The organism is Burkholderia cepacia (genome assembly GCF_029962485.1).
In the GTDB taxonomy this organism is placed as follows: Bacteria; Pseudomonadota; Gammaproteobacteria; order Burkholderiales; family Burkholderiaceae; genus Burkholderia.
In genome coordinates, this window is record NZ_CP073638.1 from 2,287,286 (window position 1) to 2,311,189 (window position 23,904).

Here is a 23,904-nt window from a genome sequence, read left to right on the forward strand (position 1 = left end):
CGCCAGGTCAACCCGGCGAGCGAAACACGCGCGTCGCGGAAGGCGAACGCGCATGCTGCTTCAGGTACGCGAGCGCATCGTCGATCGACAGCACGTGCTGCTCCCCGCTCCTCATCCGCAACGACACCTCGCCGGCCAGCGCTTCCTTCCGTCCGGCCACCGCGACGATCGGCGCGGCCAGTTCCCGCGCGTCGAAAATCTTGCGCGTCAAGCGCTCGGAACGAAAGTCCCGCAGCACGCGACAGCCGATCTCCTCGAACGCGAACGCCGTGTTGTCCGCGAATGCACGGTCGTCCTCTCCGATGTTCGCGACGACGATCTGATCGGGCGCCAGCCACGTCGGCAACCAGCCCTCGTAATGCTCGAGCAGGATGCCGATGAACCGTTCGAGGCTCCCGAGTACCGCGTGATGCAGCATGACGGGCGTCGCGCGTGCGCCGTCCTCCGCGACATAGGTTGCGCCGAGCCGTTCCGGCAACACGAAGTCGAGCTGGATCGTCCCGCACTGCCACTTCCGCCCCTGGCGGTCGAGCAGATGAAACTCGAGCTTGGGGCCATAGAATGCCCCTTCTCCCGCCAGCATCGCGAAATCCAGGCCCGCCGCTCGCGCAGCCGACGCAAGCATCGCTTCCGCACGATCCCAGACCGCATCGTCGCCCGCGCGAACCGCCGGCCTCGTCGACAGCGCCACGTCGAATCCGTCGAACCCGAAGTCGGCATAGATCGTCTTCAGCAGCACGCAGAATCGCGCCACTTCGACCTCGACCTGATCGGGCAGGCAGAGCACGTGCGCATCGTCCTGCGTGAATGCACGGGCACGCATGAGCCCGTGCAGCGCGCCCGACGGCTCCGCGCGGTGCACTGCCCCGAATTCCGCGTAGCGGACCGGCAGGTCGCGATACGAGCGAACACCCTTCCTGAAAAGCTGCACATGGCACGGGCAGCTCATCGGCTTGAGGCAGTACGGGTTGCTGTCGCTCTCGAGCGAGAACATGTTTTTCCCGAACTTCTCCCAATGGCCGCTCTGTTCCCACAGCCCGCGCGACACAATCTGAGGTGTCCTGACTTCGGCGAAGCCGGCTTGCCGCATCCTGGCGCGAATGTATTCCTCGACGACCCGGTAAAGGACCATGCCGCGCGGGTGCCAGAAAATGGCGCCCGGACTTTCATCCTGCTGGTGAAACAGATCGAGTCTGCTGCCAAGCACTCGATGGTCGAAATCGTCCATCACGTTCTCCGTTGACGTCGATGCTGGACGAACGGAGCATGAAAAAAGCCCCGTCCGTTTCCGGCGGGGCTCCTGGGGATGATGTGACGCACTGGCCTACGACGTGCAACCTCCCCCCGGCCCGCCCTTGGCGGTCGTGGTGGTGGTCGTGGTGGTCGTGACGAAACGTGCGTTCATGGGGTGAATCTAGTCAACCTCGTGCCGGCTGTCAATCACGAGTTCGAATCGCGATCGCACCGGTTCGCAACGATGCGACCCCGCGCCGCGACGCAATCGCCCTTACACCGACAAGCCGCCTGACACCTCGATCGCGGTGCCGTTCACGAAACTGGCTTCGTCTGACGCGAGGAATGCATAGACGCTCGCAATTTCGCCCGGCGTGCCGAGGCGCCGCTGCCAGCACCCCAGTCGGTTCTGAATTCCCCCGGCTTCAACTGCAAGCAGATGCCGACGGGGGCGTCACGATGTGCAGCCACGGGCAACCGGAGGCGAGCGCCGCGAAGATCCCGCCTCGCCCGGACGGAGGCCAGCGACCGGACGGATTGCTCCAGAGAAGGGATACTCCGGGGCAGTTTCTGTACAATCCCGGAGTGCAGCACGCTGCAGGTGTAAATTTCACCCGGCTGCACACTTTCATACTGTACCTGAGTATAGTATATTCCCATCTACCGACAGGAAAGAGGCCATGCCTTACAGTCCCAAAGAAAAGAAGCAAGCGCTCACCCGGGTTCGCCGTATTCGCGGGCAAGCGATCGCTCTTGAGCAGGCGCTTGAAGAGAACGCCGAATGCGCTGCGATTCTTCAGCAGCTTGCGGCCGTCCGGGGTGCGGTCAACGGTTTGATGGCAGCCGTGCTGGAAAGCTATCTGCGAGAAGAATTTCCGGAGAGTGAAACCGCGACCGACTCGCAGAGAAAGTCCATCGAGGAAACCATCTCTATCGTTCGGTCCTACCTCCGATAACCGGTGCCAGGGCGGCGCCAGGTTTCGGATATCTAACTTGGTTGAGGAAGCGAAATCATGAAATCACGTGCAGCTGTTGCCTTCGGGCCTGGAAAGCCGCTGGAAATCGTCGAGATTGACGTCGAGCCGCCGCGCAAGGGCGAGGTTCTCGTGAAAATCACGCACACCGGTGTTTGCCATACCGATGCGTTCACGTTGTCGGGTGACGATCCGGAAGGCGTGTTCCCGGCCGTCCTCGGTCACGAGGGTGCAGGCGTCGTCGTTGAAGTCGGCGAAGGCGTCACCAGCGTGAAGCCCGGCGATCACGTCATTCCGCTCTACACCGCGGAATGTGGCGAGTGCCTGTTCTGCAAGTCGGGCAAAACCAACCTTTGCGTGGCGGTTCGTGCGACACAGGGCAAGGGGCTCATGCCGGACGGCACGACGCGCTTCTCGTACAACGGACAGCCGCTGTTCCACTACATGGGCTGTTCGACGTTCAGCGAATACACCGTGGTCGCGGAAGTCTCGCTCGCCAAGATCAACCCGCAAGCCAATCCCGAGCACGTCTGTCTGCTTGGCTGCGGCGTTACCACCGGCATCGGCGCGGTTCACAACACCGCCAAGGTTCAACCCGGCGACTCGGTGGCCATCTTCGGTCTCGGCGGTATCGGTCTGGCCGCCGTTCAGGGTGCGCGACAGGCCAAGGCCGGTCGCATCATCGCCATCGATACCAACCCGGAAAAATTCACGCTGGCTCGCGTGTTCGGCGCAACCGACTGCCTGAACCCGAACGACTACGAGAAGCCGATCCAGGAAGTCCTCGTCGAGATGACCGGCTGGGGCGTCGACCACACCTTCGAGTGTATCGGCAACGTCAACGTCATGCGCGCTGCGCTCGAATCGGCTCACCGTGGCTGGGGCCAGTCGATCGTGATCGGCGTCGCGGGTGCCGGGAAGGAAATCTCGACCCGTCCGTTCCAGCTGGTTACCGGCCGGGTCTGGAAAGGCTCGGCATTCGGTGGCGTAAAGGGACGCTCCCAGCTGCCGGGCATGGTGGAAGATGCAATGAAAGGCGAAATCGATCTCGCCCCGTTCGTCACGCACACCATGGGCCTCGACAAGATCAACGACGCATTTGACCTGATGCACGAAGGCAAGTCGATTCGTACGGTCATTCACTACTGATGCCGGCCTGGCTGCGCGGCGCTACGCCGCGCAGTCTTTCACTGCCCAAGGAGAGCTATTGTGAGTGCAATCTCTATCCCTCCGCCAGTGAACAACGGAACGCATCACGAACATCCCGGTTTTCCCGGCGGCATGCTCCAGTGCCGCTGTGCCGGCGACAAGGTCGAAGTTGCCGTCGCGGCGCAAACATTGCACAACCACGCCTGCGGTTGTACCCAATGCTGGAAGCCTGCCGGTGCAACCTTCGCCATTGTCGAGGTCGTGCCGCGCGACAAGGTGAACGTGCTTGCGCACCCTGAAATGCTTTACATCGTCGACGAGCATGCAGCCATTCAACGACATGCCTGCCGGGAATGCGGCGCCCATACGTTCGGTCGCATTGAAAACCGGCAGCATGCGTTCTACGGCCTTGACTTCGTTCACACCGAACGCTCTTCCCAAGAGGGCTGGTCGGAGCCGCGCTTTGCCGCGTTCGTCTCGTCGGTCATTGAAAGCGGCATCCCGCCTTCGAAGATGGCGGAGATTCGCGACAGGCTGCGCGAACTCGATCTCGAGCCGTACGACTGTCTTTCTCCGGGCCTGATGGACGCACTGGCCATTCACGCGGCCAAGCAGAAGGGCACTTACCGCGGAGCCCGAACTCGCCATTGCCGTTCTTGTACCCCTCGTCGTCCTCGCGATCTGGTTGACCGTACATCGAATCAAGAACGCCCATAGCGACACGAAACACCGAAACGCATTCGACTGACTGGCTGTCACCTGGAAACGTCACAGCCACACCATCTGCTCAAATTTGGAGAGAACCCATGGAACGCGTTGAACATCACGCCAGCTTCGACGGCTGGCAGGACGTCTATCAACACCATTCCGAAACGCTCGACTGCATGATGAGGTTCGGCGTATACCTGCCCCCGCAAGCGGCTCACGGCAAGCTACCGGTCCTCTACTGGCTGTCCGGCCTCACCTGCACTGAACAGAACTTCATGACCAAGGCCGCGGCTCAACGTTACGCGGCCGAACATGGCGTCATCGTTGTCGCGCCGGACACGAGCCCGCGTGGCGAGGGTGTCGCTGACGACGCTGCGTACGATCTCGGCCAGGGCGCAGGTTTCTATGTCAACGCAACGCAATCCCCGTGGGCCGCACATTATCGGATGTACGACTACGTCGTCCACGAGCTGCCCGCGCTGATCGAAGCCAGCTTGCCCGCCACGGATGCGAGAAGCATCAGCGGTCATTCGATGGGCGGGCACGGCGCCCTGGTCATTGCGCTGCGCAACCCGGGCCGCTATCGAAGCGTGTCGGCGTTCTCGCCCATCGTCGCACCATCCAGGGTTCCCTGGGGGCAGAAGGCTTTCCTCGCCTATCTCGGAGATGACCAGGAAGCCTGGAAGCAATACGACACCGTCGAACTCGTCCGTACCGCACCGGAACGCTTGCCGCTGTTGGTCGACCAGGGCCTTGACGACGAGTTTCGCGAAAAGCAGCTCCGGCCGGAGCTGCTTCGCGAGGCTTGCGAGGCTGTCGATCACCCGCTTCAGCTCAACCTGCGGCCGGATCATGACCACAGCTATTACTTCATCGCCAGCTACATCGGCGAGCACATTGCACACCATGCGTCTGCGCTGAAGCGCTGAGCGAGAGGAGAGCAAATCGTGTTCAGGGCCGCCGGCAAACGACATCACGTCGTGATCGTGGGTGCGGGCTTCGGTGGACTCGACGTCGTCAACGGCCTGACCAATTCCGAAGTCGACATCACGAACGCTACGCTTACTCGGCCGGCCAAACCTATTTCCCGGATGGCGTCGCACGACAGCACTGGTATCAGCCGGCCAATCAAGGGGCCGAAATCAAGATCGGGGAAAAGCTCGGCTGGTTGCGCTCGCTCGACACGGCGGCGGACGGCACCGCGAAGCCTTGATCGGTCTTTATATTGAATTCGCGCGAGTCCGGCACCAACACGAACTGCAGGAGAAGAACACCATGTCAAACGATTCGTCCGGCAAACGCTCCCGTCCCTCCACGGAGGGCTTCGTGGATGTGCGCGGTGCGCGAGAACACAATCTGAAGGATGTGGACGTCGTCATCCCGCGCGATGCACTGGTGGTATTTTCCGGCGTTTCCGGTTCTGGCAAATCCTCCCTTGCGTTCGGTACGATCTATGCCGAGGCGCAGCGGCGCTATTTCGAGTCCGTTGCCCCTTATGCGCGGCGCCTGATCGACCAGGTGGGCGTCCCGGATGTGGATGCCATCGACGGTCTGCCGCCGGCGGTGGCGCTGCAACAGCAACGCGGGGCCAGCAACGCGCGCTCTTCGGTAGGAAGCCTGACGACCTTGTCCAGTCTGGTGCGAATGATGTACTCGCGTGCCGGTGCGTATCCGGCCAACCAGCCGATGCTCTACGCCGAGGACTTCTCGCCGAACACGCCGCAAGGCGCATGCGCGAGCTGCCACGGTCTCGGTCGCGTGTACGAAGTCACCGAAGCGACGATGGTACCGGACCCGTCATTGAGCATACGCGAACGGGCGATCGCCGCCTGGCCGCCGGCCTGGCACGGGCAGAACCTGCGTGACATCCTCGTCACCCTCGGCTACGACGTCGATCGACCGTGGCGCGATCTACCGAAGAAAGACCGGGACTGGATTCTGTTCACCGAAGAGGCACCGACGGTACCGGTCTACGCGGGCCTGACGCCCGCTGAAACCCGCGCGGCCCTCAAGCGCAAGCTCGAGCCGAGCTACATGGGCACCTTCACCGGGGCGCGGCGCTACGTCCTGCATACCTTCGCCAATACCCAGAGCGCGCTGATGCGAAAGCGCGTGTCGCGCTTCATGGAGGGCAAGCTGTGCCCCGCTTGCCACGGCAAGCGACTCAAGGCCGAGGCACTCTCGGTGACCTTCGCCGGCGTGGACATCGGCGAATTCATGCAAATGCCGCTGGACCGCTTGGCGTCGCTGCTCGAGCCGATCGCCCAGGGCAATTTCGGAGCACACACCGCCGGAGCGGGTACGGACCGGGAAGCAACCGAGCGCGATCGCAAAGAACGTGCCGCATCGGGTCGCGCGACGCATACGGTAACGCCGGACGTGCGCCGCACGTCCGCACTGTCGGAGGAAAAGCGCCTCGCCGCGCAACGACTGGCTCAAGGGGTGGTTGCACGATTGCGCCAATTGCGGGAACTGGGCCTGGGCTACCTCACGCTCGACCGTGCCACGCCCACGCTCTCGGCCGGCGAACTGCAGCGGTTGCGATTGGCCACGCAGCTGAGTTCGATGCTGTTCGGCGTCGTGTACGTCCTCGATGAACCTTCCGCGGGCCTGCACCCTTCCGACAGCCAGGCCCTGTACGACGCGCTCGACAGGCTACGCGACGCCGGCAATTCGGTATTCGTGGTCGAACATGACCTCGACCTGATGCGCCGCGCGCAATGGCTCGTGGACGTCGGACCGGAGGCCGGAGAACGGGGCGGCAGAGTGCTCTATAGCGGGGCGCCGGACGGCCTGCGCGCGATCGGTGAATCACGCACCGCGCGCTATCTGTTCGACGAGATTCCTGCTGCGCCGAGTCACGAGCGCGAACCCGCCGGATGGCTCGAGATGCGGGGAATTCATCGCCACAACCTGCATGGCGTGGACGCACGCATTCCTTTGGGCGTTTTGACGGCGGTCACGGGTATCTCGGGCTCCGGCAAATCCAGCCTGGTCGCCCAGGCGCTACCCGAGCTGGTGCTCCTGCATCTCGGTCACGAACCCGAAGACGACGCGGACGAAAGCACCAGCGAAGGTCCGGCCGTGATCGACGCCACCGCCGGCCACCTGACGGGGGATCTGGACGCGGTTCAACGCCTGGTTCAGGTAGACCAAAAACCGATCGGGCGCACGCCGCGCTCGAACCTGGCGACCTATACGGGGCTGTTCGACCACGTGCGCAAGCTTTTCTCCGCCACGCCCGATGCGCGCCGCCGCCGTTTCGACGCCGGCCGGTTTTCCTTCAACGTGCCCAAGGGACGCTGCGAAACCTGCGAAGGCGAAGGATTCGTCAGCGTGGAACTGCTGTTCATGCCCAGCGTGTACGCACCTTGCCCGACATGCCACGGCGCACGATACAACGAGGCGACACTCAAGGTGCTCTGGAACGGCCGCAACATTGCCGAGGTGCTGCAGATGACCGTGGACGAGGCGCGGGACTTCTTCGCCGACGAAGACGCGGTGGCCCGCCCGCTGCAACTGTTGCGGGAGATCGGGCTCGGTTATCTGCGCCTGGGGCAGCCGGCGACCGAACTCTCCGGAGGCGAAGCGCAGCGCATCAAACTCGCGACGGAATTGCAGCGCAGCCAGCGCGGACGCAATCTCTATGTGCTCGACGAGCCGACGACGGGACTCCATGCGTCCGACGCCGATCGACTGCTGGTGCAACTGCAACGCCTCGTCGATGCCGGCAACTCGGTCGTGATCGTCGAACACGATATGCGTGCGGTCGCACAGGCCGATTGGGTCATCGATGTCGGCCCGGGTGCGGGTGACGAAGGCGGGCGCGTCGTCGTAGCGGGAACGCCTCGGCAAGTCGCTCAAGCGCCAGGCAGTCGCACGGCGCGTTTTCTTGCCGAGGAACTGGCGCGAGCCGGCTCGGGCCTGACCGAACATCGCCGCAAGCAGCGACGCACGCAGGCTTGACCGACGATACTCACATGAAAGCGCCACTGCGAGAACGGCATGGCAACTTCGACGATTGGATTCACGAACAAGTCGGCCGAAAAATTCTTCAAGCTTTTGCGTGACGCAGAGGTCAAGACGCTATTGGATGTGCGACTCAACAACGTCTCTCAATTGTCGGGATTCGCCAAAAAGGCCGACCTGAAGTACTTTCTTTCACAGCTCATCGCGGCAGAGTTCGTCGAACTCCGAGACTTGGCTCCGGAAAAAGATATGCTCAGGCAATATCAAAGAAAGGAGATTGGCTGGGAAAGTTATGCCACGAAATATATCGAATGCCTGGCGAAACGCCAGGTGAAAAACAATCTCGACATCGCGCTATTCGATCGCGGATGTTTATTGTGCAGCGAAGGCAGACTCCACCACTGTCACCGAAGACTGGCGGTAGAGTATTTGAATGCTCGCTGGAACAACAGGCTGAATGTCACGCATCTCTATTGAGCGCGATGGTCATCGACCGGCCTCGTATCGTCAACCCGGTTCGGCCCGCACCGGACTGCGCGCCTGGCCTGAAGACGCGTGTCTTCAGGCCAGGCCGTGACACGACAACAACCCGTTCAGCCGAATCCGCATGCCACGACAACCGGGTACCTCGGATTTACGCCGGCGTGAAGCTGTAAACAGCCAGCTTGTTGCCGTCGGGATCGCGCGTATAGGCGGCAAAGGCATGCGGAGCCCAGCCACGCGGGCCCACTGCGCCTTCATCGGGGCGGCCCAGGGACAGAGCGGCATCGTGGAATGCCTGGACGGCCGAACGAGTCGAAGCTTCAAAGCTCACCGTTACGCCGTTGCCGATGGTGGCGGGTTGCCCGTTGGCAGGCTTCAGAACGAAGAACGAAGGCTTGCCGGCACCCCAGATCGAACCAGCGTCATCGGGCAGGTCTGCAATGCGGGACCAGCCGAGCGTTGCGAGGACCTTGTCATAAAAGGCACGTGCTTCCGGCAGGTCGTTGGTACCAACCGTAACGTGGGTGAATGTGGTCATAATGCGATTCCTCAGCGAAAGTGAAAAAACAGACGATCCTGCCGATCTGGGTCATGCGCTCATGGGTCACGGAATCTGCGCCCGAAATTCCAATTCACATGCTTGTTGAATTAATGGCAATCAAGTGCGCCTGCAAATGCGCTTGCGTTGCACCAATTCACATCCAGCAAGATCAATTCTATTGAGACGCTTCGGATGATTCTGGCCAAGATCCAACCTTCAAATCACATGGAGTCTGAATAATGTTTCCCTTTGGGCATGACGAGCAGGCGAAGGTCCAATTTCCATCCGTGGATTCGCACAGGTCTGCTGGTCCGGCGTCGACCCATCCGGTGCATCTCGTGGTCTACCCGGGATTCAAGTTGATGGAGGCCGTGGGCCCGGTAAGCGTCTTTAGCTACGCGAACCGGCATCTCGCCGCTCAGGGGGATACGAGGCGGTACGCAATCAACCTGGTGGCCCCGACGCCGGGCGCCATTTCTTCAGACACGCTGATCTCGCTCGACGTGAGCGCAGGCTTACCCGAGGGCGAAGCACTTTCCACGGTACTGATTGCAGGCGCGCTCGACATCGAGTCGGCGATCGCTCGCGAAACCGCCCTTGTGGACTGGGTCCGCAGACGATCGATCGCCGCCAAGCGCTTCGCAGCGCTTTGCTCCGGAAGCTTCTTTCTTGCCACTGCCGGTGTGTTGAGTGGCCGACGTGCCGCGACTCACTGGAGCGTTGCCACACTGCTGCAGCAGCGGTTTCCGTCAGTCGAAGTCGACGCTGACGCGATCTTCATTCAGGAAGACAACATCTGGACGTCCGCTGGCGTCACGGCAGCGATCGACCTTACGCTGGCTTTTGTCGAACAAGATTTCGGACGCAACCTCGCGCTGGCGGTCGCCCGTGATTTGGTCATCTACCTGAAGCGCCCCGGCGGCCAGTCGCAGTTCAGCGACGTGTTGAACAGCCAGATGACCGCGGCGCCGGAGATCCGGGACGTTCAAACCTGGGTCAGTTCGAATCTGAGCAAACCGTTGCAGCTTGAAGACATGGCCGAGAAGGCCGGGATGAGCGTTCGCAACTTCACTCGCCTGTTCAAGGAGGAGGTTGGCATGCCGCCGACCCACTACCTCGTTCGAGCACGTTGCGAGCGTGCGGCAACCCTGTTGCTGGACAGTGACCTGCCGCTGAAAACGATCGCTTCCCGCGTAGGGTTTCCAACAGAGGAGCAAATGCGCAAGGTATTCGTCCGGCATTTTTCTCTGACACCACGCGCTTATCGAGCGCGCTTTTCTACTACCAGCCTGAAAACTTCGTGAAGTCGAAGCCAACCGTAATGACGATGCCGAACGAGAGCGGGATGATCTTGCACGGTGCTGCGTCAATCCGGCAAAAGAAAGCGCACAGTTCTTTCTCTTTTGTGACCGTCAACTTATTGCGTCGCACCGGTGACAACACAAGAGCGAACGCGAGCACGACATCATCGCCTGCGCACCACGCGCAGCGACGATCAACCCGACCTGGCTCAAATTGAAGTCCCGCTCGACCATCAGTTCCGTCAGTGCAGCGATAGGCAGCACGACCGACGGATGGAACAAATGCGCTTTGATCAGGGCTTTCATCATCGACTTCATCGTGAAAAGGCAATTACCGTGACGGCCACACATGTGCGTTGCCGGCTGATGGACTCAACGGCATGGATGGTGAAAGCGATTCTAGCGAGCGGGGGCGGACGATTTGGGACAGGATTGCCGACAGAAATCGAGTCGGCGAGGCACGACGGATTTCTCGAGCATGTCTGACATGCCTTCACCCGGCGTCGCTAGATCGACTCGATCCGGTTGCGACTGATGCGCTCCCGGAAAAACCAGACCTCAATCCTCTGCAGAAATCCATTCGCGGCGCGCCTCCGACAGAAGGGGGAGAAAAGAAGAAGCTGCAGGTTCGGAACGGCCGCCTCATCGAGAATGGCGGCGGCATGGCCCACGCCCCGGGTAATAAGACAACATATCGAAGCTGTGGACATCTTCTCCGAGAACCAACAAACATCGAGCCAGCCAAGCCCAACTCCCCCTCCCTCCGTACCGGCATTCGTCAAACCAACTGTACCGGTACTGTACAGAAAACCGTCGCTAAACTGACCTCCATCCCAGTCCAGAACAGAATGGAGAATCCGCGATGGAATTCCTCACCCTCAGCGCATTGCCCGCCGGCATGCTGTTCGCGCTCGTCACGTCGATCACGCCCGGCCCGAACAACACGATGCTGCTCGCATCCGGCGTCAACTTCGGTTTCCGCCGCACGATGCCGCACCTGTTCGGCATCAGCATCGGCGTCGCGATCCTGATGCTGTGCGTCGGCTTCGGCCTCGGCGAAGCGTTCAAGCGCCTGCCGCTGCTGTACACGATCCTCGAAGCCGCCAGCGTCGCGTACCTGCTGTACCTCGCGTGGCGCATCGGCACGTCGGGCGAAGTGAAGGCGCACGGCGCCAAGCCGCGGCCAATGACGTTCGTCGAAGCCGCCGCGTTCCAGTGGGTCAACCCGAAAGCCTGGATGATGGTGCTGACCGCCGCGACGACGGTCCGCCTGTCCGCCGACTACGGGATGAATGCCGCGTGGATGTCCGTCGTGTTCATCCTGATCGGCTTCCCGTGCATCTGCCTGTGGGCCGCGTTCGGCCTCGGCCTGCGCCGCTTCCTGTCGAATCCCCGCGCGCTGCGCATCTTCAACGTGACGATGGCCGTGCTGCTGATCCTGTCGCTGTATCCGCTCATCGCGCACCTGCTGCCGCAGTAAGCGCTCACAGCGCGCCCGTTGAGATTCACGCGAGGCAGGCGTACCCTTTTGGTACGGGCGCGCGCAACCGCTTCGCCGGTTGCGCCGCTGCTGTCGGGAGAGTGCCGATGAAGCCACTGCTGAGGGCGGGAGAACACATCGAGGGGATGCACTGGATCGCCGAGTATCATCCGCTCACGCACGAGATTCGCGTGCTGCGCGAAGACATCCAGATTGGCATTTACTGCGCGCCGCCGACGATGTTCGGCGAAGAGGAAGACATGGGCGCCGCGAACCTCGCCGATCATCGCAGCCGGGAAGCCGCGCTGCGCGCGTATCTGCGCAACTTCGTCAAGGAACACGACGCGGAAGAATAGCGGCCCGAACGGTGCCGCTCAAAAAGGGCCGGCGCAGCGCACCGGCCCGCACGCCGCTCAATGCCCGAGCGACTCGATCTTGCCTGCCGGCTGCGCGACGCCATGCGGCCGCGCCATCTGCTTGATCAGCAACGCGATGCACGCGAGCACGCCCGCGACGGCGATCGTCGCAAACACACCCGCGAACGAAAAGTGCCGGCGCGTCAGTTCGGCGACGAGGAACGACCCCGCGATCCCGCCGAAACGACCGACACCGAGCATCCACGCCACGCCCGTGCCACGCCCCTCGGTCGGATAGAACGCGGCGGCCAGCGCCGGCATCGACGATTGCGCGGTGTTCATCAGCACGCCGGCCACGAACACAACCAGCACGAGCAGCCCGACGTTGCCGGCCGCCTGCCCGATCGCATACACGCTCACCGCCGTCAGCGCGTAGCACACGGCAATCACGCGGTTCGCGTTGAAACGGTCCATCAGCACGCCGCACAGCACGGCGCCCACGCCGCCGAGCGGGAACAGCGCCGAGATCAGCGTTGCGCTCTTCGGCGTCAGCCCCGCGTCCTTCAGCAGGATCGGCATCCAGTTGATCGACGCGTAGAAGATCACGAGACCCATGAAGTACGCGAGCCACAACATCACCGAGCCGACGATGTACGAGCGCGACAGCACGACGCCGAGGCCCTTGCTGCCCGTCTGCGGCACGGCTTCGGTCATCGCGAACGAGCCGGCGTTCAGCGCGTCGCGCGAGATGCGCGCAAGCGTTGCGCGGATCTTGTCGACCTGCTGGCCGCTCGCGACCATGAAGCGCACCGATTCCGGCATCTTCAGCAGCAACAGCACGCCGAGCAGCAGCGGCGTCACGCCGCCGAGCATCAGCACGCTGCGCCAGCCGAAATGCGGAATCATCCACGCGGCGAGGAAACCGCCGAACGCGGCGCCGAGCGGGAAGCCGCAGAACATCAGGTTGATCACGGTCGCACGGCGCTTGTCCGGGCAGAACTCGCCCATCATCGTGACCGCGTTCGGCATCGCCGCGCCGAGCCCGACGCCGGTGATGAAGCGCAGGATCGTCAGGTGCCCAATCGTATTCGAGAAAGCGGACATCAGGCACGCGACGCCGAACAGGAACACCGAGCCGAGCAGCAGCGAGCGGCGCCCGAGCCGGTCGGACAACGGGCCCGACACGAGCGCGCCGCACGCGAGGCCGAACAGCGCGGCGCTCAGCACGGGCGCGAGATCGGGCTTGGTGAGGTTCCATTCGCCGAGCAGCGACGGCGCGATGAAGCCGATCGCGGCCGTATCGAAGCCGTCGAGCAGCACGATCACGAAACACATGAGGAACACGAGCCATTGAAAGCCGCCGAACGGCTGCTCGTTGATGAAGGTCTGGACATCGACCACGGGTGCGCGATTCATCGCGAGTCTCCTGGATGGTTATGCAAGAAACGCGGCTTCAGGGCCGCGCTTTTTCCTTTCTTCGCGCACCGATTCACTGCCGGTGCGTTCTTTCATCGTCGACGGCCCGCCAACGTCAGCGGGCCGCGCGATCGGATCACGCCCGGTGCTTAACCGGCCGCATCCTGTTCCTTGAAAATCTTGTCGGCGAGATGGAACGCGGAATTCGCGGCCGGCACGCCGCAGTAGATCGCGGTCTGCAGCAGCACTTCCTTGATCTCGTCGCGCGTCACGCCGTTGTTGCGCGCGGCGCGCAGGTGCAGCGCCAGTTCCTCGCCGCGGTTCAGCGCGACCATCATCGCGATGGTCAGCAGGCTGCGCGTATGGCGCGGCAGGCCGTCGCGCGTCCAGATCTCGCCCCATGCATAGCGCGTGATCAGGTTCTGGAATTCATCGGTCACCTCGGTGCGGTTCTCGATCGAACGGTCGACGTGCGCGTCGCCGAGCACCGCGCGACGCACCTTCATCCCTGCTTCGTAACGTTCCTGGTCGTCCATCGCCTTTGCCTCATGCGTTCAGGAAATCGAGCAGCGCACGGTTGAAGCCGTCGGTGCACTCGATGTTCGAAATGTGCGCGGCGTCGAATTCGACGTGCAGCGCACCGGGAATCGCGGCGGCAAGCGCGCGGCCCTGGTCAGGCGGCGTCGACATGTCCTTCGCACCGGTCACGACGAGCACCGGCAGCGTGATGCCCTTCACTTCCTCGCGCAGGTCGGCCGCGTTCAGCGCGTCGCAGTTCGCCGCGTAGCCGTCCTTGTCGGTATGCACGAACGTGTCGCGGATCGCGTCGAACAGGCGCGGCTCGCGTTCGACGAATGCGTCGGTGAACCAGCGCGGCAGCACGGCGTCGGCCAGCGCGGCCATCCCTTCAGCGCGCGCCTTCTGCGCACGCGGCGCCCACACTTCCGGCGAGCCGATCTTCGCGGCGGTATTCGACAGCACCGCGCGCACGATGCGCGACGGATAGCGCGCGGCGAGCGCGGCGCCCGTCAGCCCGCCCATCGAGATCCCGCAGAAATGCGCGCAGTCGATGCCGACGTGGTCGAGCAGGCCGATCACGTCGCCGGCGAGCTGCTCGACCGTGTACGAACCGGCCGGCGCGTCGGAATGGCCGTGGCCGCGCGTGTCGTAGCGCAGGATGTTGAAGTGCTGCGTGAGCGGACGGATCTGCGGCGCCCACATCTGCAGGTCGGCGCCGAGCGAGTTCGAGAAAACGAGCCACGGCGCGTCGGCGCGCGCGGCACGGTCGATCCGGTAATGCAGTTTCACGCCGTTGACAGTGGCGAAAGGCATCAATGTTCTCCTGGTTGGATCGTGCCCGCATGCAGCGCGAGCACGGCGTCGACATAGGCCTGCGCCTCGCCGACGTAATGTGCGGGATCGAGCAGCCGCGCGAGCGCGTCGCGCGACAGGTGGGCCGACACGGTCGCGTCGGCGGCGAGCACGTCGAACAGCGTCGCGCCGGTGCGCACGGCTTCCTTCGACGCGTGCTCGACGACGTGATGCGCGTCGAGCCGTCCGATCCGGTCGCCGAGCGCGAGCATCACGGCTTCGCCGAGGATCAGCCCGTGCGTCAGGTCGAGGTTCGCGGCGAGGCGTTCGGTATTGACGTCGAGGCCCGCGACGATCTGCGCGATCTGCGCAAGCGCGCCGCCGGTCAGGCGCGCGAGATCGGGCAGCGCGTCCCATTCGGCCTGCCAGCCGCCGAGCGCGCGCTCATGTTCCTGCACCATCCCCGCGAACACGGTCGCGACGAGGTTGGGCGCGCGCACCGCGGCGGTGAGCACCGCCGCGCAACCGACCGGGTTGCGCTTGTGCGGCATCGTCGACGAACCGCCCTTGCCGGCGGCGGCCGGCTCGCCGAGCTCGCCGACTTCGGTCTGCATCTGCAGCGACACGTCGCGCGCGATCTTGCCGAGCGTACCCGTCAGCATGCCGAAACAGGATGCGGCTTCCGCGATGCGGTCGCGCTGCGTATGCCACGGCACGGCCGGCGCGGCGAGCTTCAGGTCGGCCGCGAGCGCGGCGGTGACGCCCGCCGCCTGCTCGCGCAGGCTCGCGAGCGTGCCGGCCGCGCCGCCGAACTGCAGCACGAGCGCACGCTCGCGCAATTCGGCGAAGCGCGCGCGGTGGCGCAGCAGCGCATCGAGCCATTGGGCGAATTTCAGGCCGAGCGTGATCGGCAGCGCCTGCTGCAGCCACGTGCGGCCGATCATCGGCGTCGCGCGATGCGTGCGCGCGAGCGCCGCGAGCGATACGCACGCTTCGTCGAGCATCGGCTCGAGCACGTCGAGCGTGTCGCGCAGTTGCAGCACGGTCGCGGTATCGATGATGTCCTGGCTCGTCGCGCCCCAATGCACGAACTTCGCGGCCTCGGGGTCGTCGGCCTTCACCTGCGCGGTGAGCTGCTTGACGAGCGGAATCGCGAGATTGCCGCCGAGCGCCGCGCCATGCGCGAGCGCGTCGGCGTCGAGCCGGCCGGCGTCGCACGCGCGCTCGATCGGCGCGACCGCGGCGGCGGGAATCACCTGCTGCGCGGCAAGCGCACGCGCAAGCGCGGCCTCGACGTCGAGCATCCGCTGGATCGTCGCGCGGGGCGACCAGATCCGGTTGAGCGGCTCGGTGCCGCAGATGAGAGAGGTCAGGCGGGCGCTGTCTTCGAGCATGGCATCAGATAGGGGAAACGGCGTGCGCCTATTGTCCACCCAAGCGTGCCGGCCTGCGCGCGAGCGCACGCGCCGGCATGCCGGTGGTTCAGGCAGCGGCCTTCTGCGTCGCGTCGATCAGCGGCACGCCGGTCAGCTTCTGCAGTTCGTCGAACGACAGGTCGGTGAAGATCTCGCTCACCGCGAGGCCGTCGGCCGTCACGTCGAGCACCGCGAGATCCGTATAGATACGGCTCACGCATTGCACGCCGGTGACCGGGTACGAGCACTGCGCGACGATCTTGCTTTCGCCCTGCTTCGTCAGGTGCTCCATCATCACGAACACCTGCTTCGCGCCGATCGCGAGATCCATCGCGCCGCCAACAGCCGGAATCGCATCGGGCGCGCCCGTGTGCCAGTTCGCGAGGTCGCCGTTCGCCGACACCTGGAACGCGCCGAGCACGCAGTAGTCGAGGTGGCCGCCGCGCATCATCGCGAACGAATCCGAATGGTGGAAATACGCGCCGCCGGTGAGCAGCGTCACGTGCTGCTTGCCGGCGTTGATCAGTTCGTCGTCTTCCTCGCCGGGCGCGGGCGCGGGGCCCATGCCGAGCAGGCCGTTCTCGCTGTGCAGGAAGATTTCCTTGCTCGGGTCGAGGTGGTTCGCCACCAGCGTCGGCACGCCGATGCCGAGGTTCACGTACGCGCCTTCGGGGATGTCCTGGGCGACGCGCTTGGCCATTTCATCGCGGGTCAGTCGTTTCATCTGGATATCTCCCTCAAGCAGCTTGTGATGCAGCGTGTTCGGCAGCCAGCTCGGCCGCGTGCGCGGCCTGCGGCACCTCGACGACGCGCTGGACGAAAATGCCCGGCGTCACGATGTGTTCCGGGTTCAGCGCGCCGAGCGGCACGACTTCCGACACCTGCACGATCGCGACCTTCGCGGCGCTGGCCATGATCGGACCGAAGTTGCGCGCGGTCTTGCGATACACGAGGTTGCCCCAGCGATCGCCCTTGTACGCCTTCACGAGCGCGAAATCGGCGTGGATCGGCGTTTCGAACACATATTGCTTGCCGTCGATCACGCGCGTTTCCTTGCCTTCCGCGAGCTTGGTGCCGAAACCCGTCGGCGTGAAGAAGCCGCCGATGCCGGCGCCCGCCGCGCGAATGCGCTCCGCGAGGTTGCCCTGCGGCACGAGTTCCAGCTCGATCTCGCCTGCCCGGTACAGCCCGTCGAACACCTGCGAATCGCTCTGGCGCGGGAACGAGCAGATGATCTTGCGCACCTGCTTTGCCTTCAGCAGCGCCGCGAGGCCCGTCTCGCCGTTGCCCGCGTTGTTGTTGACGATCGTCAGGTCGCGCGCGCCCTGTTCGATCAGCGCGTCGATCAGCTCGGACGGCATGCCGGCCGTGCCGAAGCCGCCGATCATGATTGTCGCGCCATCGTGGATGTCGGCCACCGCCGACTGAAGCGATTCGAAAATCTTGTTGACCATGTCTCTTCCTGATACGAACCCGCGGCTCGATGCGCGGCCTGTCGAGGGGACACGCGCGTGCCGCGTGCCGCGCCGGGGCCGATGTCGATCCCGGTATTTGTTCGCTATTCGAACCTAGATTCGATTAGCGAACGATGGGCCGATCATAGAGTCGCGCACAGCGCGTTGTCAAGGCGGGTTCCCTCGGGGGCCGTCGCATCGTCGAACGGCAACCCGACGTAGTTTTCGGCAAGCGACTGCGCGGCGGCCCGCGAGCGCGTCACGTATTTCAGTTCGGCAAACTTCAGGCGATTGACGAACGGCGAGTCCTCCGGCGACGAATGCAGCATGTTCGTCATGAAGTACGAGAAGTGCTCGGCGCGCCACACGCGTTCGAGGCAAGTCGCCGAATACGTGTCGAGCGGCGTCGTGTCGCCCGTCCGGTAGCGCGCACCGAGCGCGCGGGACAGCGCGCGGACGTCGGCTACCGCGAGGTTCATCCCCTTCGCGCCGGTCGGCGGCACGATGTGCGCGGCGTCGCCGGCCAGGAACAGGCGCCCGTGCTGCATCGTCTCCGACACGAAGCTGCGCATCGGCGTCACGCTCTTCTGCGTGATCCGGCCCTCGGTCGGCGTCCAGCCCGTGTCGTTCGAGAAGCGCGTGTGCAGTTCGTCCCAGATCCGCGTGTCGGACCATTCGGCGAGGTCTTCATCGGGCTTGCACTGCAGGTACAGGCGCGTGACCGTCGGCGAGCGCATCGAGAACAGCGCGAAGCCGTTGTCGTGATGCGCGTAGACGAGTTCGTCAAGCGACGGCGCCGCATCGGCGAGGATGCCGAGCCACGCGAACGGGTAGACGCGCTCGAACGTGTTCAGCCGCTCGGCCGGAATCGTCTGGCGCGCGATGCCGTGGAAGCCGTCGCAGCCGGCGATGTAGTCGCAGTCGATGCGGTCTTCGCGGCCGTCCGCGTGCTTGAACGTGACGAACGGGTGCTCGCCTTCGACGTCGTGCAGCGCGACGTCGCTCACTTCGAAATGCATCTGATGAGCATGCTCGACGCCGGCGGCGATCAGGTCGCGCACGACTTCGTGCTGGCTATAGACGGTAATCGCGCGCCCGCCGGTCAGTTCGGACAGGTCGATGCGATGGCGCTGGCCCGAGAACAGCAGCTCGATGCCGTGATGTTCGAGCCCTTCGCGGCGCATCCGGTCGCCGAGACCGGCTTCGTTCAGCGTGTCGACCGTACCCTGCTCCAGCACGCCGGCGCGGATGCGGTTCTCGCAGTATTCGCGCGAACGCGCTTCGACGAGGATGGAATCGACGCCTTGCAGGCGCAGCAGATGGGAAAGCAAAAGGCCGGACGGACCGGCGCCGATGATGGCGACCTGGGTGCGCATTGTTCGTCTCCTGAACATTGGTTCGAGTAATGGAACACATTTGAGCGCTTTCCCGACTATGCGGCAACGCGATTCAGGAGATATGTTGTATACGTTTTGAAGATACTGCCTCCGGCGATGGATACGCTCGATCTGAACCTGATTCCCTACCTCGTCGCACTCGACGACACGCGCAACGTGAGCCGCGCGGGCGACTTGCTCGGCGTGAGCCAGCCGCGCGTGAGCACGGCGCTCGGCCGGCTGCGTGAGTACTTCGGCGATCCGCTGTTCGTGCGCACGTCGCGCGGGATGGAGCCGACGCCGCGCGCGCTCGCGCTGCTGCCGGCCGCCCGCGATGCGCTCGCGCAGATCGAGCGCGGCCTCGTCGCGCCGCACGACTTCGATCCGGCCGCGAGCACGCATACGTTCTCGATCGCGCTGTCGGACGTCGGCGAGATCGTGTTCCTGCCGAAGCTGCTGCAGGCATTCGCGACGCGTGCGCCGCACGCGAACCTGCGCTCGGTCTCGCTCGCGCACGACGAAGTCGGGCGTGGCCTCGAAGCCGGGTCGATCGATCTCGCGGTCGGCTACTTCCCCGATCTCGACGGCAACAACTTCTTCCAGCAGCGGTTGTTCACGCACCGGTTCGTCTGCCTGATGCGGCGCGGCCATCCGTTCGAACAGGCGCCACCGTTCACGGTCGAGCAGTTCCTCGCGTGCGGGCACGCAGTGGTGCGCGCCGAAGGCCGCAGCCAGGAGGTGCTCGAGAAATATCTCGCGAAGCAGCGCATGCAGCGCCGCGCGGTGCTCGAGACGCCGCACTTCATGAGCCTGCCGTTCATCCTGAGCCGCACCGACCTGATCGCGACGGTGCCGCATGCGATCGGCTATGCGTATGCGGCCGAGCACGCGTTCATCGTGCCCGTCGAGCCGCCGCTCGCCCTCCCGCGCTTCGACCTGAAGCAGCACTGGCATCGCAAGTACCACAACGATCCGCGCACCGCGTGGCTGCGCGGCGTCGTCGCCTCGCTGTTCAACGACGAACAGGACGAATGGCCGAAGTGACGGACGGTAAGCGGCAGGCCGCACACACGACCCGCGAAAGCATGAAACAATGGCCGGATATCGGCCGCCGCTGGCGGCCTTCGATGGAGCCACTACATGGGTAAGGGAAAGAAAATCGCGCAGGCCGAGCCGGCCGCCTCCCGGCCGAGCCGTGAAGAAGCAGAAGACGCCGTCCGCGTGCTGTTGCGCTGGGCCGGCGACGATCCCGCACGCGAAGGGCTGCTCGATACGCCCGCGCGCGTCGTGCGCGCGTACGAGCAGTTCTTCGCCGGTTATGCGCTGGAGCCGCGCGACATCCTCGCGCGCACGTTCAGCGAAGTCGACGGCTACGACGAGATGATCGTGCTGAAGGACATCCGCTTCGAGAGCTACTGCGAGCACCACATGGTGCCGATCATCGGCCGCGCGCACGTCGCGTATCTGCCGAACCATCGCGTGGTCGGCATCTCGAAGCTCGCGCGCCTCGTCGATGCATTCGCGAAGCGCCTGCAGATCCAGGAAAAGATGACCGTGCAGATCGCCGACACGCTGTTCGACGTACTGCAGCCGAAGGGCGTCGGCGTGATCCTCGAAGCCGCGCACCAGTGCATCTCGACGCGCGGCGTGCACAAGCCGGGCGTCGAGATGGTGACGTCGCGCATGCTCGGCACGTTCCGCACCGATCCGTCGACGCGCCGCGAATTCCTGTCGATCGTCGCGAACCCTTCTTCAGTCAACCTGACGAATACCTGATGGCGCAGACGAAGCAAGCGGCACACGCGCCCGTCGTGCTCGTAACCGGCGCCGCGCGCCGGGCCGGGCGCGCGTTCGCCGAGTATTTCGCGAAGCATGGCTATCGCACCGCGGTGCATTACGACCGTTCGGCCGACGCCGCGCAGGCCGCCGCCCGCGCGATCGCCGAACGCGGGCACGATTCGGTCGCGTTGCAGGCCGACCTGTCGGATGCCGCGCAGATCACCGCGCTGATCGACCAGGTGTATGCGCGCTTCGGGCGCCTCGACGTGCTGGTCAACAACGCGTCGGTGTTCTGGCAGGACCACTTCCCGAGCTTCGACCTCGCGGCGTTCGACCAGGCATGGGCCGTCAACTGCCGCGCGCCGATCCTGCTTACGCGGGCGTTCTACGAACGCGCGCGCGCCGCCGGCACGCAGGGCGTCGTGGTGAACGTGATCGACCAGAAGATCAAGGAAAACTTTCACCGCGACCACTTCAGCTACACGGTCGCGAAGGCCGCGCTCGGCAACCTCACGCAAATGCTCGCGCTGTCGTCCGCGCCGGTGCTGCGCGTGAACGCGGTGTTCCCGGGGCTGATGCTGCCGAGCGACGACCAGACGCAGGCCGACTTCGAACACGCGAGCCGCGCGTCGACGCCGCTCGCGCGCATCGCCGGCCCCGACGACGTCGCGAGCGCGATCCTGCTGCTGACCGGCAACGCGTACAACGGCGTGGATTTCGTCGTCGATGCGGGGCAGAACCTGATCCGCGTCGACCAGGACGTGCTGTACAAGCACCGCTCGCCGGACGGCAAGCACTGACGCACACGGCGCACGCCCGTGCGAATCGAGCGCGCCGCCGCCCGCCGCCCGCCGCCCGCCACGTTAAGGCTTCTCGGCGCTCCCGCCTTCGCGAACCTTGCCCTGCGCGACACTCGTGCCGGCCGGCACGCTGTGCGTGAGCCACACGTTGCCGCCGATCACCGAGCCGCGCCCGATCGTCACGCGGCCGAGAATCGTCGCGCCCGCGTAGATCACCACGTCGTCCTCGACGATCGGGTGCCGCGCATTGCCCTTGACCAGTGCGCCTTCGCCATCGGCCGGGAAACTCTTCGCGCCGAGCGTGACGGCCTGGTACACGCGCACGCGCTCGCCGATGATCGCGGTTTCGCCGATCACGACACCGGTGCCGTGGTCGATGAAGAAGCTCGGGCCGATCTGCGCGCCCGGATGGATGTCGATGCCGGTGGCCGAGTGGGCGATTTCATTGATGAATCGCGCGAGTAGCGGCACGCCGAGCTGGTGCAGCGCGTGGGCGAGCCGATGGTGCATCATCGCGAGCACGCCGGGGTAGCACAGCAGGATCTCTGTGATGTGCTGCGCGGCCGGATCGCCCGCGTATGCGGCCTGGATGTCGCTGACGAGCAGCGCGCGCACCGCCGGCAACTGCCGGCCGAATTCACGCGCGATTTCGAACGCGCGTTCGTCGAGTTCCGCGAACGGCGTATCGGCATGCTCGGGCAGGAACGGCAGCGCGCGGCGAACCTGCTCGGACAGGATCCGCAGCGTGCTTTCGAGCGTATGGCCGACGTAGTAGTCGACGCTTTCGTCGGTGAGGTCCGGCGCGCCGTAATGCGTCGGAAACATCGACGCGCGCAGGCCGGTCACAATCTTGCAGATCGCATCGCGCGACGGCAGCTCACGGATGCCGCGCGGATGGCGCGTGCGATGGAGTTCTTCGCGCGACTCGCGCAAGCCGGCGACGATTTCTTCGAGGCCCCACTGACGGACGGGTGATGTCGACATATGCCAATGCAGGCGGCCGCGCTCGGTCGCACGGCCGCTAATAAAGTGACGGGTTCCACAAGATTACCGCGTTTTTTGTCCGGGAGCGGTACACCGGGGATCGGCCGGACGGCCGACGACGCGCGAGCGTGGCGGCGTCACATCGTGACGCTGCTCGCGTCGATCCAGCGCACGGCCCAGTCGCGTGCGTGCGCGATCGCGTCGCCTTCGTCGTTGAACTGGAGCTCGATCGGAAAAAAACGGTTCGCAACAAGCTCCCCGTCGCTCGATCGGGAGATCACGACGTAGGGCTTGAACGAACCATCGCTGGCGCGCGCGGGCGCGCAGTTCAACAGATAACCGCGGTGCGTGAAGGCAGTAGTCGCTTGCATGAATCCGCCACCTCTAGTCCCTTGCTTTGTTGTTCACTACCCGTCTTTAAGGGTGCTGCGGCGCCCCGGCGCGGGCAGAGGCGGCGAGACTTCATCCCCTGTCGCCGCTTCGCAGGAAAAGAATCATACTCTGTAGAAAACGCGTCTTCTAGCTGAAATAAATCATGACAAATCAGTGCGCGTCGCGCGACCGCGGCGATCGCCCGCGCGCCTTTTCCCGTCGTGCCCGGAACGGGATTTGCTTCGATCCGGAGCGTTTCGCCGCCAGGAGAGCCGCGATGGAATCATCCGGTCAAACAGGTCGTGTGCGCCCGCGCAGTGTCGAACTCGACAACGACGACACGCACGACAGCACGGTCGACACCGACGGCAAGAACCGCGAGGCGGCGCGCCTCGCCGGCAACGGACCGATCTCGCCCGACGAGATCACGCGCAGCAACGCGTCGCTCGTCAATGCGATGCCGGAAGCCGGCGACGGCTTCGCCGGTTTCGACAGCCGCCCCGGCGGCAACCATCCGGCGTTCGCGCTGCGCGCGGGTTACATGGTGATCGAGAAAGGCTTCGACGCGCCGGCTCCGAGCGACGCGATGTTCGGTCCCGTCCACAGGATGTACGGCAGCGCGTACTGGCCCGGCCACGGACGGCGGCCGGAACGCATCATCGAGCTGACAGCCGTACCGCGGTAGCGGGCGCCGCGTTTGAATCGATCGTTCGTTTGCGGAAGTTTGCGGAACGGCATCGGTCGCAGCCCGATGGCGGCGGATCGGCGCGCGCGGCCGATGCTCGAGTGAACGATTTCACGCA

Annotated in this window: 25 protein-coding genes and 1 pseudogene; 13 read left to right on the forward strand and 13 right to left on the reverse strand. The window is 64.4% G+C overall.

The features are described from left to right. Positions 1-7: 7 nt before the first annotated feature. Both thrS and KEC55_RS26680 read right to left on the reverse strand, forming a co-directional pair. The gene (gene thrS, locus KEC55_RS26675; RefSeq protein WP_282508104.1) at positions 8-1,228 is read right to left on the reverse strand and encodes a threonine--tRNA ligase; all 1,221 of its coding nucleotides are present in this window, start codon (positions 1,226-1,228) and stop codon (positions 8-10) included. Between the two features lie 279 nt (positions 1,229-1,507). After that, positions 1,508-1,630, reverse strand: a pseudogene (locus KEC55_RS26680) (SDR family oxidoreductase); the annotation flags it as partial. 283 nt (positions 1,631-1,913) lie between these two features. Between KEC55_RS26680 and frmR the strand changes: the two are divergent. From frmR to KEC55_RS26715, 6 genes are all read left to right on the forward strand, one after another. Then, positions 1,914-2,189: a formaldehyde-responsive transcriptional repressor FrmR gene (gene frmR / locus KEC55_RS26685; RefSeq protein WP_282508105.1), complete on the forward strand. Its 276-nt coding sequence runs from the start codon at positions 1,914-1,916 to the stop codon at positions 2,187-2,189. A gap of 57 nt (positions 2,190-2,246) precedes the next feature. Next, positions 2,247-3,356: an S-(hydroxymethyl)glutathione dehydrogenase/class III alcohol dehydrogenase gene (locus tag KEC55_RS26690; protein WP_282508106.1), complete on the forward strand. Its 1,110-nt coding sequence runs from the start codon at positions 2,247-2,249 to the stop codon at positions 3,354-3,356. A gap of 60 nt (positions 3,357-3,416) precedes the next feature. Continuing rightward, the gene (gene gfa, locus KEC55_RS26695; protein WP_282508107.1) at positions 3,417-4,073 is read left to right on the forward strand and encodes an S-(hydroxymethyl)glutathione synthase; all 657 of its coding nucleotides are present in this window, start codon (positions 3,417-3,419) and stop codon (positions 4,071-4,073) included. Between the two features lie 89 nt (positions 4,074-4,162). Further along, positions 4,163-4,993 carry an S-formylglutathione hydrolase gene (gene fghA / locus KEC55_RS26700; RefSeq protein ID WP_282508108.1) on the forward strand — a complete coding sequence of 277 codons (831 nt, stop codon included), beginning with the start codon at positions 4,163-4,165 and terminating at the stop codon, positions 4,991-4,993. A gap of 346 nt (positions 4,994-5,339) precedes the next feature. Continuing rightward, positions 5,340-8,030 carry an excinuclease ABC subunit UvrA gene (locus KEC55_RS26710; RefSeq protein WP_282508109.1) on the forward strand — a complete coding sequence of 897 codons (2,691 nt, stop codon included), beginning with the start codon at positions 5,340-5,342 and terminating at the stop codon, positions 8,028-8,030. 39 nt (positions 8,031-8,069) lie between these two features. After that, entirely contained in the window at positions 8,070-8,510 is a 441-nt protein-coding gene (locus tag KEC55_RS26715; protein WP_282508110.1) for a DUF488 domain-containing protein, read from the forward strand. Positions 8,511-8,667: 157 nt separating this feature from the next. On the opposite strand, the gene KEC55_RS26720 is transcribed toward KEC55_RS26715, so the two are convergent. Continuing rightward, entirely contained in the window at positions 8,668-9,054 is a 387-nt protein-coding gene (locus KEC55_RS26720; protein ID WP_282508111.1) for a VOC family protein, read from the reverse strand. Positions 9,055-9,419: 365 nt separating this feature from the next. Here KEC55_RS26720 and KEC55_RS26725 point away from each other — a divergent pair, with 365 nt between their 5' ends. Continuing rightward, entirely contained in the window at positions 9,420-10,361 is a 942-nt protein-coding gene (locus KEC55_RS26725; protein WP_282511441.1) for a GlxA family transcriptional regulator, read from the forward strand. Positions 10,362-10,469: 108 nt separating this feature from the next. On the opposite strand, the gene KEC55_RS26730 is transcribed toward KEC55_RS26725, so the two are convergent. After that, on the reverse strand, positions 10,470-10,667 hold the full coding sequence (locus tag KEC55_RS26730) for a hypothetical protein (protein WP_282508112.1): 198 nt from the start codon (positions 10,665-10,667) through the stop codon (positions 10,470-10,472). A gap of 553 nt (positions 10,668-11,220) precedes the next feature. Between KEC55_RS26730 and KEC55_RS26735 the strand changes: the two genes are divergently transcribed. Both KEC55_RS26735 and KEC55_RS26740 read left to right on the forward strand, forming a co-directional pair. Continuing rightward, positions 11,221-11,838, forward strand: coding sequence for a LysE family translocator (locus KEC55_RS26735; RefSeq protein ID WP_282508113.1), 618 nt, complete (start codon positions 11,221-11,223; stop codon positions 11,836-11,838). 107 nt (positions 11,839-11,945) lie between these two features. Then, positions 11,946-12,194: a hypothetical protein gene (locus KEC55_RS26740; RefSeq protein WP_282508114.1), complete on the forward strand. Its 249-nt coding sequence runs from the start codon at positions 11,946-11,948 to the stop codon at positions 12,192-12,194. 57 nt (positions 12,195-12,251) lie between these two features. Here KEC55_RS26740 and KEC55_RS26745 read toward each other — a convergent pair whose 3' ends face one another. The 7 genes from KEC55_RS26745 to pobA form a co-directional block, all read right to left on the reverse strand. Then, the gene (locus tag KEC55_RS26745) at positions 12,252-13,610 is read right to left on the reverse strand and encodes an MFS transporter (protein ID WP_176048765.1); all 1,359 of its coding nucleotides are present in this window, start codon (positions 13,608-13,610) and stop codon (positions 12,252-12,254) included. Between the two features lie 149 nt (positions 13,611-13,759). Further along, positions 13,760-14,146, reverse strand: a complete 387-nt coding sequence (gene pcaC / locus KEC55_RS26750; protein WP_006480129.1) for a 4-carboxymuconolactone decarboxylase — start codon at positions 14,144-14,146, stop codon at positions 13,760-13,762. Positions 14,147-14,156: 10 nt separating this feature from the next. Further along, on the reverse strand, positions 14,157-14,942 hold the full coding sequence (gene pcaD, locus KEC55_RS26755; RefSeq protein ID WP_282508115.1) for a 3-oxoadipate enol-lactonase: 786 nt from the start codon (positions 14,940-14,942) through the stop codon (positions 14,157-14,159). Next, positions 14,942-16,315, reverse strand: coding sequence for a 3-carboxy-cis,cis-muconate cycloisomerase (locus tag KEC55_RS26760; protein WP_282508116.1), 1,374 nt, complete (start codon positions 16,313-16,315; stop codon positions 14,942-14,944). The genes pcaD and KEC55_RS26760 overlap by 1 nt, the downstream gene beginning before the upstream one ends. Before the next feature lie 88 nt (positions 16,316-16,403). Continuing rightward, positions 16,404-17,060 (reverse strand): CoA transferase subunit B, encoded by a 657-nt coding sequence (locus tag KEC55_RS26765; RefSeq protein WP_006482308.1) that lies wholly within the window; start codon positions 17,058-17,060, stop codon positions 16,404-16,406. A 13-nt stretch (positions 17,061-17,073) separates the two neighbouring features. Beyond that, positions 17,074-17,790, reverse strand: coding sequence for a 3-oxoacid CoA-transferase subunit A (locus KEC55_RS26770; protein WP_176048768.1), 717 nt, complete (start codon positions 17,788-17,790; stop codon positions 17,074-17,076). 143 nt (positions 17,791-17,933) lie between these two features. Then, entirely contained in the window at positions 17,934-19,166 is a 1,233-nt protein-coding gene (gene pobA / locus KEC55_RS26775; protein WP_282508117.1) for a 4-hydroxybenzoate 3-monooxygenase, read from the reverse strand. Between the two features lie 117 nt (positions 19,167-19,283). Here pobA and KEC55_RS26780 point away from each other — a divergent pair, with 117 nt between their 5' ends. The 3 genes from KEC55_RS26780 (at position 19,284) to KEC55_RS26790 (ending at position 21,745) form a co-directional block, all read left to right on the forward strand. Beyond that, on the forward strand, positions 19,284-20,210 hold the full coding sequence (locus KEC55_RS26780; protein ID WP_069749493.1) for a LysR family transcriptional regulator: 927 nt from the start codon (positions 19,284-19,286) through the stop codon (positions 20,208-20,210). A gap of 96 nt (positions 20,211-20,306) precedes the next feature. Beyond that, positions 20,307-20,942, forward strand: a complete 636-nt coding sequence (gene folE, locus KEC55_RS26785; protein WP_282508119.1) for a GTP cyclohydrolase I FolE — start codon at positions 20,307-20,309, stop codon at positions 20,940-20,942. After that, positions 20,942-21,745, forward strand: coding sequence for an SDR family oxidoreductase (locus tag KEC55_RS26790; protein ID WP_282508120.1), 804 nt, complete (start codon positions 20,942-20,944; stop codon positions 21,743-21,745). The genes folE and KEC55_RS26790 overlap by 1 nt, the downstream gene beginning before the upstream one ends. 63 nt (positions 21,746-21,808) lie before the next feature. Here KEC55_RS26790 and epsC read toward each other — a convergent pair whose 3' ends face one another. Further along, on the reverse strand, positions 21,809-22,729 hold the full coding sequence (gene epsC, locus KEC55_RS26795; RefSeq protein ID WP_282508121.1) for a serine O-acetyltransferase EpsC: 921 nt from the start codon (positions 22,727-22,729) through the stop codon (positions 21,809-21,811). Between the two features lie 137 nt (positions 22,730-22,866). Beyond that, positions 22,867-23,100, reverse strand: coding sequence for a hypothetical protein (locus tag KEC55_RS26800; protein ID WP_034189753.1), 234 nt, complete (start codon positions 23,098-23,100; stop codon positions 22,867-22,869). 278 nt (positions 23,101-23,378) lie between these two features. On the opposite strand from KEC55_RS26800, the gene KEC55_RS26805 reads away from it, so the two are divergent. Then, complete coding sequence (locus tag KEC55_RS26805) at positions 23,379-23,786, forward strand: DUF3005 domain-containing protein (RefSeq protein ID WP_282508122.1); 408 nt, start codon at positions 23,379-23,381, stop codon at positions 23,784-23,786. Positions 23,787-23,904: the final 118 nt, after the last annotated feature.